The organism is Pseudomonas monachiensis (genome assembly GCF_047345015.1).
Classification (GTDB): Bacteria; Pseudomonadota; Gammaproteobacteria; order Pseudomonadales; family Pseudomonadaceae; genus Aquipseudomonas; species Aquipseudomonas monachiensis.
This window is the reverse complement of the sequence record NZ_CP178857.1, coordinates 1,851,320-1,862,998: the sequence shown is the minus strand read 5'-3', so window position 1 is coordinate 1,862,998 and position 11,679 is coordinate 1,851,320. Positions and strand designations below refer to the sequence as shown.

The window sequence follows — 11,679 nt, the reverse complement described above, 5'->3', positions numbered from 1 at the left end:
CTCAGGCGTCCGTCAGTGCTGAGATCACCAGATCGCAACTGCGCTGGGCGTAAGCCGTCAGCACTTCACGAATCTGCACAAAGTCACGGGCCAGCACAGCAGCGAGCAAGCGTTCGAACAGCTCGAGGAATTCGCTCATCGACGCTTTGCGCAGGTCCAGCGCGAGGAAATACGCACGGCTCATGGCCGGCTGCAGATTCTCGACGGTCTCCTGCAAGTACGGGTTGTTGGCGAACGGGTACGCGGCGCGCATCACATTGAAGCTGTCGTCGACGAACGTGCGGATGTCCTGACGCTCGTAGCTGGCCGTCAGGCGTTGCTGGATCTGTACGAAAGGCGCCATGTCGGCCTGGGTTTTCCAGCCGCTGGCCACTGAGTTGCCGAGCAGGATATAGAGCTCGCTCATCAGCGTGCACAGGCTCTGCACCTTGTGTGGCGTGAGCTCGGTAACGTGGGCACCGCGTCGCGGCAGGATCGCGATCAAATGGCGACGCTCGAGGATCAGCAAGGCCTCGCGGACCGAACCACGACTGACATTGAGGGCCAGCGTGACCTTCTGTTCCTGGATGCGCTCCCCGGGCTTCATTTCGCCGCGAATGATGCGTTCGGCGAGGTGGTGAGCGATTTGCTCGGCGAGGCTGTCCGGCGCCTTGAACGTCATGGTTGTCCTTCAAACTCTTTGATCTGTACAAGCGGCGCAGTGTAGCGCAATTGCTGCGTCAGGGCGGAGTGCCTGCCCGGAGGTTTTTGGCACGATTCAAGCAAATTCAAGCAAAAAGGCAGGCTATCGAACCAGCGACAATAATTAAGGAACAGGTGGTTGATCGACAAATTGTAATTTCCTGACCTTTAAGTCAGAAAACCATTGACCGAAAAGTCAGACCTGCTAAATTCAGTTCCTATCGGTTAACAACAATAATGAGTCTGCGAGGCCTTCCGTGATCCAGTTTTTACTAAACCAGGAACTCCGTAGCGAGCACGCCCTGGACCCGAACCTGACCGTGCTCAATTATCTGCGCGACCATGTCGGCAAGCCCGGCACCAAAGAAGGCTGCGCCAGCGGTGACTGCGGCGCCTGCACCGTGGTGGTCGGCGAATTGCAGACCGATGATGACGGCCGCGAACACATTCGCTATCGCAGCCTCAACTCGTGCCTGACCTTCGTGTCGTCCCTGCACGGCAAACAACTGATCAGCGTCGAAGACCTCAAGCACAAGGGTGAACTGCACAGCGTGCAGAAAGCCATGGTCGAGTGCCACGGCTCGCAATGCGGCTTCTGCACCCCCGGCTTCGTGATGTCGCTGTTTGCCCTGCAAAAGAACAGCGATGCACCGGATCATGCCAAGGCCCACGAAGCACTGGCCGGCAACCTCTGCCGTTGCACCGGCTACCGGCCGATCCTGGAAGCCGCCGAGCAGTCCTGCTGCGCCAAGCAACCGGACCAGTTCGACGCCCGCGAGGCCGACACCATCGCACGCCTCAAAGCCATTGCCCCGACCGATATCGGCGAACTCAACAGCGGCGACAAACGCTGCCTGGTGCCGCTGACCGTGGCCGACCTGGCCGATCTCTACGACGCTTATCCACAGGCCCGCCTGCTGGCCGGCGGCACTGACCTGGCGCTGGAAGTCACGCAGTTCCACCGCACCCTGCCGGTGATGATCTATGTCGGCAACGTCGCCGAGATGAAGCGCATCGACCGTTTTGACGATCGCCTGGAAATCGGCGCCGCCACGTCCCTGTCCGATTGCTACGAGGCCTTGAATGCCGAGTACCCGGACTTCGGTGAATTGCTGCACCGCTTCGCGTCCTTGCAGATCCGCAACCAGGGCACCCTGGGCGGCAACATCGGCAACGCCTCGCCGATTGGTGACTCGCCGCCCCTGCTGATCGCCCTCGGTGCGCAGATCGTGCTGTGCAAAGGCGAGACCCGCCGCACCCTGGCGCTGGAAGATTACTTCATCGATTACCGCGTCACGGCGCGCCAGGAAAGCGAGTTCATCGAGAAGATCATCGTGCCCCGCGCCAGCGTCGATAAACTGTTCCGCGCCTACAAGGTTTCCAAGCGCCTGGACGACGATATCTCGGCAGTCTGCGCCGCCTTCAACATTCGCCTGGAAAACGGCATCGTCGCTCAAGCCCGCGTCGCCTTCGGCGGCATGGCGGCCATCCCGAAACGCGCCGCTGCCTGCGAAGCCGCGTTGCTCGGCTCGCCATTCAATAACGCCACTGTCGAACGCGCCTGCGCTGCCCTGGCCGAAGACTTCACGCCGCTCTCGGACTTCCGCGCCAGCAAGGAATATCGCCTGCTCAGCGCGCAGAACCTGCTGCGCAAATACTTCATCGAACTGCAAACACCGCACATCGAGACCCGGGTGACCGCTTATGTCTAATCATCACGCCGTAGAGAAGACCCAAGCCGAATTGGCTGAACTGTTCGCCAAGGACCTGACCACCGGTGTCGGCCGCAGCGTCAAGCACGACAGCGCCGCCAAGCATGTGGCCGGTGAGGCGCAATACATCGACGACCGCCTGGAGTTTGCGAACCAGTTGCACGTCTATGCGCGCATGTCGGACCGCGCCCACGCCCGGATCATCAGCATCGACACCTCGCCCTGCTACGCCTTCGAAGGCGTGCGCATCGCCATCACCCACGAAGACGTACCGGGCCTGAAAGACATCGGCCCGTTGTTACCGGGCGATCCGCTGCTGGCCATCGACACTGTGCAGTTCGTTGGTCAACCGGTGATCGCCGTGGCGGCGAAAGATCTGGAAACCGCGCGCAAGGCGGCCATGGCCGCGATCATCGAATACGAAGACCTGGAACCTGTGCTGGACGTGGTCGAAGCCCTGCGCAAGCGCCACTTCGTACTCGACAGCCACACCCATCAACGCGGCGATTCGGCCACGGCGCTGGCCACTGCCGAACATCGCATCCAGGGCACGCTGCACATCGGCGGCCAGGAGCACTTCTACCTGGAAACCCAGATCTCTTCGGTGATGCCGACCGAAGACGGCGGCATGATCGTCTACTGCTCCACGCAAAACCCCACCGAAGTGCAGAAGCTGGTGGCCGAAGTGCTGGACGTGTCGATGAACAAGATCGTCGTCGACATGCGTCGCATGGGCGGCGGTTTCGGCGGCAAGGAAACCCAGGCGGCCAGCCCGGCGTGCCTGTGCGCGGTGATCGCGCACCTCACCGGCCAGCCGACCAAGATGCGACTGCCACGGGTCGAAGACATGCTGATGACCGGCAAGCGTCACCCGTTCTATGTCGAGTACGACGTCGGCTTCGACAGCACCGGCCGCCTGCACGGCATCAACCTGGAACTGGCCGGCAACTGCGGTTGCTCGCCTGACCTGTCGGCGTCGATCGTCGACCGGGCGATGTTCCACTCGGACAACTCGTACTACCTGGGCGATGCGACCATCAACGGTCACCGCTGCAAGACCAACACCGCGTCGAATACTGCCTACCGTGGTTTCGGCGGCCCGCAAGGCATGGTCGCCATCGAAGAAGTGATGGACGCCATTTCTCGCCATCTGGCCCTGGATCCTTTGGCCGTGCGCAAGGCCAACTACTATGGCAAGACCGAGCGCAACGTCACCCACTACTACCAGACCGTCGAGCACAACATGCTCGAAGAGATGACCGCCGAACTCGAAGAAAGCAGCCAGTACGCCGAGCGTCGCGAAGCGATTCGTCGCTACAACGCCAACAGCCCGATCCTGAAAAAAGGCCTGGCGCTGACCCCGGTGAAATTCGGTATTTCCTTCACCGCCAGCTTCCTCAACCAGGCCGGTGCCCTGGTGCACGTCTACACCGACGGCAGCATCCACCTCAACCACGGCGGCACCGAAATGGGCCAGGGCCTGAACACCAAGGTCGCGCAGGTCGTGGCCGAAGTGTTCCAGGTGGAAATGGACCGCGTGCAGATCACCGCGACCAACACTGACAAAGTGCCGAACACTTCGCCAACCGCTGCTTCCAGCGGTGCCGACCTGAACGGCAAGGCCGCGCAAAACGCTGCCGAAACTATCAAGCAACGGCTGGTGGAATTCGCGGCGCGCCAGTACAAGGTCAGCGAAGAAGACGTGGAATTCCACAACGGCCACGTACGGGTCCGCGATCACATCCTGACCTTCGAAGCACTGATCCAGCAGGCGTACTTTGCCCAGGTGTCGCTGTCGAGCACCGGCTTCTACAAGACCCCGAAAATCTACTACGACCGCAGCCAGGCCCGTGGTCGGCCGTTCTACTACTACGCCTTCGGCGCCGCGTGCTGCGAAGTGCTGGTCGACACCCTGACCGGCGAATACAAGATGCTGCGCACCGACATCCTCCACGACGTCGGCGCCTCGCTGAACCCGGCCATCGACATCGGCCAGGTCGAGGGCGGTTTCATCCAGGGCATGGGCTGGCTGACCATGGAAGAGCTGGTGTGGAACAACAAGGGCAAGCTGATGACCAACGGCCCGGCCAGCTACAAGATCCCGGCCGTGGCGGACATGCCGCTGGACCTGCGGGTCAAGCTGGTAGAGAACCGCAAGAACCCGGAAGACACGGTGTTCCACTCCAAGGCCGTGGGCGAGCCGCCGTTCATGCTCGGTATCGCCTCGTGGTGTGCGATCAAGGACGCCGTGGCGAGCCTGGGCGATTACAGACATCAACCGAAAATCGACGCCCCGGCAACCCCGGAGCGAGTGTTGTGGGGCTGTGAGCAGATGCGCCAGTTGAAGGCGGCGAAGGCTGTCGAGGCTGAGACCGAGTTGGCTTCGCTCTAAGACCGAGGTGCGGCTATCGCGAGCAAGCTCGCTCCCACAGGGTTATGTGCTGACTGATGGACCTGTACAAATCCAATGTGGGAGCGAGCTTGCTCGCGATGGCGGACTAACAGACACACAGATGTCGAGGTGAACATGTACAACTGGATCGACGCCCTCGCCGACCTGCAAAACCGGGGTGAGCCCTGCGTGCTGGTGACCATCATCGAAGAGCTCGGCTCGACGCCGCGCAACGCTGGCTCGAAGATGGTCATCAGTGCGAACCAGAGCTTCGACACCATCGGTGGCGGGCACCTGGAATACAAGGCCATGAAGATCGCCCGCGAGATGCTCGCCAGCGGCAAACAGGACACCCATCTGGAGCGCTTCAGCCTCGGTGCCAGCCTTGGCCAATGCTGCGGTGGTGCAACCGTTTTGCTGTTCGAACCGATGGGCCAGGTTCAAGCGCAGATCGCCGTGTTCGGTGCCGGCCACGTTGGCCGCGCCCTGGTGCCACTGTTGGCCAGCCTGCCCTGCCGGGTTCGCTGGATCGATTCGCGGGAAGATGAGTTCCCCGAGCAGATCCCCCATGGCGTGCGCAAGATCGTCAGCGAAGAACCGGTGGATGAAATCGATGACCTGCCGGCCGGCAGCTACTGCATCGTGATGACCCACAACCATCAACTCGACCTCGAACTGACCGCTGCGATCCTCAAGCGCAACGACTTCGCCTACTTCGGCCTGATCGGTTCGAAGACCAAACGGGTGAAGTTCGAACATCGCCTGCGCGACCGCGGTTTCGACAACAGCGTCGTGCAACGCATGCGCTGCCCGATGGGCATCGGCGAAGTCAAAGGCAAGTTGCCTGTGGAAATCGCCATCTCCATCGCCGGCGAAATCATCGCCACCTATAACGCGAACTTCGGCCAGCAGACGTCCAGCGCCGAACCGATTGCCAAACTGCTGCCCGCGTCACGCCGCAGCCAAACCGCAAACTTGAAAGCCTCGAATTGAGAATCTCATGCCTTTGACTCGCAAAGCTTACCGCGCCGCCATCCTGCACAGCATCGCCGACCCAGCCGTCGTGGGCATCGAAGCCTCCTACGAGTATTTCGAAGACGGCTTACTGGTTGTGGATAACGGCCAGATCAGCGCCCTGGGCCACGCCAGCGAACTGCTGCCGACCCTGCCGGCTGACGTCGAAATCACTCACTACCAGGATGCATTGATCACCCCCGGCTTCATCGACACCCACATCCACCTGCCGCAAACCGGCATGGTCGGCGCCTATGGCGAGCAGTTGCTGGACTGGCTCAACACCTACACCTTCCCGTGCGAAAGCCAGTTCGCCGACAAGGCCCACGCCGATCAGGTCGCGGACATTTTCATCAAGGAACTGCTGCGCAACGGCACCACCACTGCGCTGGTATTCGGCAGCGTGCACCCGCAATCGGTGAACTCGTTCTTCGAAGCCGCCGAACAGCTCGACCTGCGGATGATCGCCGGCAAGGTGATGATGGACCGCAACGCCCCGGACTACCTGACCGACACCGCCGAATCCAGCTACGTCGAAAGCAAGGCATTGATCGAGCGCTGGCACGGCAAGGGCCGCTTGCACTACGCGGTCACCCCACGCTTCGCGCCAACCAGCACCCCGGAACAGCTAACACTCGCTGGCCAGTTGCTGACCGAATACCCGGATCTGTACATGCAGACCCACATCAGCGAAAACCTCAAGGAAATCGAGTGGGTCAAGGAGCTGTTCCCGGAGCGCAAGGGCTACCTGGACGTCTACGACCACTACCAGTTGCTCGGCGAGCGCTCGGTGTTCGCCCACGGCGTGCACCTGTGCGATGACGAGTGCGCGCGACTGGCGGAAACCGGCTCGGCCATCTCGTTCTGCCCGACCTCGAACTTCTTCCTCGGCAGCGGCCTGTTCAACCTGCCGATGGCCGAGAAGCACAAGCTCAATGTCGGCATCGGTACCGATGTGGGCGGCGGCACCAGTTTCTCGCTGCTGCAAACCCTCAACGAAGCCTACAAAGTGATGCAACTGCAAGGTGCACGCCTGAGCCCGTTCAAGTCGCTGTACCTGGCCACCCTCGGCGGCGCCCGCGCACTGCGCCTGGAAGACAGGATCGGTACCCTGCAACCGGGCACCGACGCCGACTTCCTGGTGCTGGACTACCACGCCACGCCACTGCTGAGCTATCGCCTGAAGCAGGCCAACAACATCGCCGAAACGTTGTTTGTGTTGATGACCCTGGGGGATGACCGGACTGTTCAGCAGACGTATGCGGCGGGAAATCTGGTGCATCAGCGCTAGTTTTTTTGCGGGCATAAAAAAATCCCCCGGCGCTTTTCAGCCCGGGGGATTTTTATTGCCTGAAAAAAGATCGCAGCCTTCGGCAGCTCCTACAGGTGTACGCACACCCTTGTAGGAGCTGCCGAAGGCTGCGATCTTTTTCTATCAGAGCTTCGCGGTCGATCGCCCCGGCTTCTTGGTCTGCAACAAATGCGAGAACACCGCATGCAGATCATCCGAAGCACTTTCCTCGTCGAGGTTGAGCTTGCTGTCGATGTGATCCATATGATGCATCATCAGGTTCACCGCCAGTTCAGCGTCGCGCTTTTCGATGGCGTCGATCAACTGGGTGTGCTCGTCGTAGGAGCAATGGGAACGGTTGCCGCTTTCGTACTGGGCAATGATCAGCGACGTCTGGGACACCAGGCTGCGCTGGAAACTGATCAGCGGCGCGTTTTTCGCAGCTTCGGCCAGTTTCAGGTGGAATTCACCCGACAGGCGGATGCCGGCGCCACGATCGCCACGGGAGAAGCTGTCGCGTTCGTCGTTGACCATCTGGCGCAATTCGGCAATCTGCTCGGCGGTCGCGTGCTGAACGGCCAGCTCAGTGATCGCTCGCTCCACCAGACGGCGGGCCATGAACACCTGGCGGGCTTCTTCGACGCTCGGGCTGGCGACCACGGCGCCACGATTCGGACGAAGCAGCACCACGCCTTCATGGGCCAGGCGCGACAAGGCACGGCGAATGATGGTGCGGCTGACCCCGAAAATTTCCCCCAGCGCTTCTTCGCTCAACTTGGTGCCGGGCGCCAGACGCTGTTCGAGGATGGCCTCGAAGATATGCGCGTAGACAATATCGTCCTGGGTACCGCTGCGGCCGGCTTTGCCTGCTCGCGGTTGTTTCTTTAGGGGTTGCAACTGTTCGTTCATGGGCACTCGAGTCGGAAGAACTGCGGCGAATTGACCGCGACTGTAATACGGCACAGTGGGTCGCTGGCAAGTATCGCGTAAAAAACACTGCGATTGTACACAATGGAAGGTGGCAACACGACTGTACGGCTGAATGTTGCCTCGGCTGTATCGCAACGCCTTATTACTTTTGAGTTTAGGCTTGTTCGCAGAATCCGCCTTCGTAACGTAATTCCTGTGGGAGCGGGCTTGCTCGCGAATGCGGTCTGTCAGCTAAATCAATATTGACTGACACGTCCTCTTCGCGAGCAAGCCCGCTCCCACAGAGTGCAGCGTTGCTGCGGACATCTTCATCTGTAAAAGGAACACCACCGTCATGAACGACGCCACCCACACGCAAATCCGCCCGCTGGCCGACACCTCGCCCTCGGCCATCGTCGCCGGCTTCATCGCCATGATGACCGGCTACACCAGCTCCCTGGTGCTGATGTTCCAGGCCGGGCAAGCCGCGGGCCTCAGCAGCGGGCAGATTTCTTCGTGGATCTGGGCCATCTCGATCGGCATGGCGGTGTGCTCCATCGGCCTGTCACTGCGCTATCGCACGCCGATCACCATTGCCTGGTCGACCCCCGGCGCCGCACTGCTGATCACCAGTCTCGGCGGCGTGTCTTACGGCGAGGCCATTGGCGCCTACATCACCTGCGCGGTGCTGGTGACGATTTGCGGGATGACCGGCAGCTTCGAACGACTGGTGAAAAAGATTCCGGCCTCCCTGGCCGCCGCCCTGCTGGCGGGGATTTTGTTCAAGATCGGCAGCGAGATTTTCGTCGCGGCACAACACCGCACCGCCCTGGTACTGGGGATGTTCGTCACTTATCTGGTGGTCAAGCGCCTGTCGCCGCGCTATGCGGTGCTGGCGGCATTGCTGATCGGCACGGCATTGTCAGGCTTCATGGGGCTGCTGGACTTCAGCGATTTCCACCTGGAAGTGGCCACGCCGGTCTGGACCACGCCGCACTTCTCCCTGGCGGCAACCATCAGCATCGGCATCCCGCTGTTTGTCGTCGCCATGACTTCACAAAACATGCCCGGTATCGCCGTATTGCGCGCCGATGGTTACACGGTGCCCGCCTCGCCTCTGATCACCACCACCGGCATCGCCAGTTTGCTGCTGGCACCGTTCGGCTCCCACGGGATCAACCTCGCGGCGATCAGCGCAGCGATCTGCACCGGACCGCACGCCCATGAGGATCGCAACAAGCGCTATACCGCTGCGGTCTGGTGCGGGATTTTCTACGGGATCGCCGGCGTGTTCGGTGCGACGCTCGCGGCGTTGTTTGCCGCGCTGCCCAAGGAACTGGTGTTGTCGATTGCGGCGCTGGCGCTGTTCGGCTCGATTATCAACGGCTTGAGCATCGCCATGAGCGAAGTGAAGGAACGTGAAGCGGCGCTGATCACCTTCATGGTCACGGCATCGGGGCTGACGCTGTTTTCCATCGGCTCGGCGTTCTGGGGGATTGTCGCCGGGGTGGTGACGCTGGTGATTCTGAACTGGCGCAAGGCCTGAAATACACAAAACCGGGCCAAAAAAAACGGCGACCCTTGGGTCGCCGTTTTTACTGGAACATCAAGCTACCGGATTGATCGGCTTTTCCGGGTACCAGACGTCCAGCAGCGGGCTGACTTCAACGCTGGTCAGCTCGGTGCGGCCTTTGAGCCAGGCTTCAACGGCAGCGCGCTGTTCAGCGCTGACCGAGCCACGCTTCTGCAGGCAAACCAGACCGTAGTCGTCGCCGCCAACATAACCCAGACCGTTGGCTTCCATGGCTTCTTTGAGGAACGCGTCGAGGAAAGCATCAATGGCTTCATCAGCCAAATCTTCTTTGAAATCCAGGTTCAGTTCGAAACCCAGCTCTTGAAATTCATCGACGCACAGTTTTTTGCGCAGACGCTGGGAACGGTTAGTCGCCATTGGAACAATCCTCTTAAGTAATAACGGGCGGCACTTTAGCAGTTTAAGCCGCCGATTGCCTGACTCTCTGGGCCACCACGCCTACCGTCGGTAAAAAAATAGCCGATCAGAATGCCTGCGCACGGCACAAGCTGTGACACCTTGGGGCATAATGCCGACACTTTCATGACCATTGAGGGAATTTATCTCCATGCCCTCATCTTTTTTCCCCTCGGCTGTAGGGTTTTATTTCAGATGATCAAATCTTTGCGTCCATTGCTGTTGGCCGGTTTTCTTCTCCCCCTGGCCCTTCCCGTTTGCGCCGCTCCCGTCAATACCGCGTTGTCGCCCAACGTTGAAAAAGCCCTGAAAGCCAGCAAGTTGCAGGACAACGCCCTGTCGCTGGTAATGATCCCGCTCACCGGCCCCGGCACCCCGACGGTGTTCAACGCCGACGTGTCGGTCAACCCGGCGTCGACCATGAAACTGGTCACCACCTACGCGGCGCTGGAAATGCTCGGCCCGAACCACCAGTGGAAAACCGAGTTCTACACCGACGGCACCTTGAGCGGCGGCATTCTCAACGGCAACCTCTACCTCAAGGGTGGCGGCGATCCGAAGCTGAACATGGAAAAACTCTGGCTGCTGATGCGCGACCTGCGTGCCAACGGCGTCACCCAGGTCACCGGCGACCTGGTGCTGGATAAAACCTTCTTCGTACAACCGCAACTGCCGGAGTTCAATGACGACGGCAACGACGAGAACAAGCCGTTCCTGGTCAAACCCGACTCGCTGCTGGTCAACCTCAAGGCGCTGCGCTTCGTCGCACGCAATGACTCGGGCAAGGTGCTGGTCTCGGTGGAACCGCCGATTGCGAGCATCCGCATCGACAACCAGGTCAAGGCCCTCAACTCCAGGCAATGCACCGGTGGCGTGCGTTACAACCCGGTGGCACAGGCCGACGGCAGTGTGACCGTGACGGTCGGCGGTCAACTGGGTGAAGGCTGCAGCTCGCAGACTTACCTGTCGCTGCTCGACCACGCGACCTACACCGCCGGCGCCGTCCGCGCGATCTGGAAAGAGCTGGGTGGCAGCATTCAGGGCAGGGATGTGCTGGCGCCAACCCCGAAAGACGCCAAGGTCCTGGCCCGGGCGTTCTCGCCGGACCTGGCGGAAATCATCCGCGACATCAACAAGTACAGTAACAACACCATGGCCCAGCAGTTGTTCCTGAGCCTCGGCCAACGCTTCCGTACCGATGCCGATGGTGACGACGCCAAGGCCGCCCAGCGTGTCGTGCGTCAGTGGCTGGCGAAAAAGGGCATCACCGCGCCGCACCTGGTGATGGAGAACGGCTCCGGCCTGTCCCGTGCCGAGCGTGTCAGCGCCCGGGAAATGGCCTCGATGCTCGAAGCGGCCTGGCACAGCCCGTATTCCGCCGAATACATCAGTTCGATGCCGATTGCCGGCACCGACGGCACCATGCGCAAACGCCTGAAGACCACTGCCATGCGCGGTGAAGCCCACGTCAAGACCGGCACCCTGAACACCGTGCGGGCGATTGCCGGTTTCAGTCGCGACGTCAATGGCAACACCTGGGCGGTGGTGGCGATCCTCAACGACAAGGCTCCGTTCGGCGCATCTTCGGTGCTCGATCAGGTGCTGCTGGACCTGTACCGCCAACCGAAAGTGCCACAAACGGCTTCGGTGTTGTAACCCGGCAAATCAAAAGATCGCAGCCTTCGGCAGC

The 11,679-nt window shown here is 60.8% G+C and carries 9 protein-coding genes; 6 read left to right on the top strand and 3 right to left on the bottom strand.

The window, feature by feature from the left end; genetic code table 11:
* Nucleotide 1: 1 nt before the first annotated feature.
* A complete protein-coding gene (locus tag ACMDB8_RS08410; protein WP_056721937.1) occupies nt 2-661 on the bottom strand; it encodes a GntR family transcriptional regulator in 660 nt (219 codons plus the stop codon).
* 277 nt (nt 662-938) lie between these two features.
* On the opposite strand from ACMDB8_RS08410, the gene xdhA reads away from it, so the two are divergent.
* The 4 genes from xdhA to guaD all read left to right on the top strand — a co-directional run bounded on the left by xdhA (nt 939) and on the right by guaD (nt 7,090).
* Entirely contained in the window at nt 939-2,393 is a 1,455-nt protein-coding gene (gene xdhA / locus ACMDB8_RS08405) for a xanthine dehydrogenase small subunit (RefSeq protein ID WP_409078451.1), read from the top strand.
* Entirely contained in the window at nt 2,386-4,785 is a 2,400-nt protein-coding gene (gene xdhB / locus ACMDB8_RS08400; RefSeq protein ID WP_409078452.1) for a xanthine dehydrogenase molybdopterin binding subunit, read from the top strand. Before xdhA ends, xdhB begins: the two co-directional genes overlap by 8 nt.
* A 135-nt stretch (nt 4,786-4,920) precedes the next feature.
* Nucleotides 4,921-5,778: a xanthine dehydrogenase accessory protein XdhC gene (xdhC, locus tag ACMDB8_RS08395; protein WP_223542336.1), complete on the top strand. Its 858-nt coding sequence runs from the start codon at nt 4,921-4,923 to the stop codon at nt 5,776-5,778.
* A gap of 7 nt (nt 5,779-5,785) precedes the next feature.
* Entirely contained in the window at nt 5,786-7,090 is a 1,305-nt protein-coding gene (gene guaD, locus ACMDB8_RS08390; protein WP_223542335.1) for a guanine deaminase, read from the top strand.
* 144 nt (nt 7,091-7,234) lie between these two features.
* Here guaD and ACMDB8_RS08385 read toward each other — a convergent pair whose 3' ends face one another.
* On the bottom strand, nt 7,235-7,999 hold the full coding sequence (locus ACMDB8_RS08385; RefSeq protein WP_008050187.1) for a GntR family transcriptional regulator: 765 nt from the start codon (nt 7,997-7,999) through the stop codon (nt 7,235-7,237).
* A gap of 355 nt (nt 8,000-8,354) precedes the next feature.
* Here ACMDB8_RS08385 and ACMDB8_RS08380 point away from each other — a divergent pair, with 355 nt between their 5' ends.
* A complete protein-coding gene (locus ACMDB8_RS08380; protein ID WP_056721928.1) occupies nt 8,355-9,545 on the top strand; it encodes a benzoate/H(+) symporter BenE family transporter in 1,191 nt (396 codons plus the stop codon).
* A 60-nt stretch (nt 9,546-9,605) separates the two neighbouring features.
* On the opposite strand, the gene ACMDB8_RS08375 is transcribed toward ACMDB8_RS08380, so the two are convergent.
* Nucleotides 9,606-9,950, bottom strand: coding sequence for a YggL family protein (locus ACMDB8_RS08375; protein ID WP_007971486.1), 345 nt, complete (start codon nt 9,948-9,950; stop codon nt 9,606-9,608).
* A 234-nt stretch (nt 9,951-10,184) separates the two neighbouring features.
* Between ACMDB8_RS08375 and dacB the strand changes: the two genes are divergently transcribed.
* Nucleotides 10,185-11,645, top strand: a complete 1,461-nt coding sequence (gene dacB / locus ACMDB8_RS08370; RefSeq protein WP_056721926.1) for a D-alanyl-D-alanine carboxypeptidase/D-alanyl-D-alanine endopeptidase — start codon at nt 10,185-10,187, stop codon at nt 11,643-11,645.
* Nucleotides 11,646-11,679 lie beyond the last annotated feature (34 nt).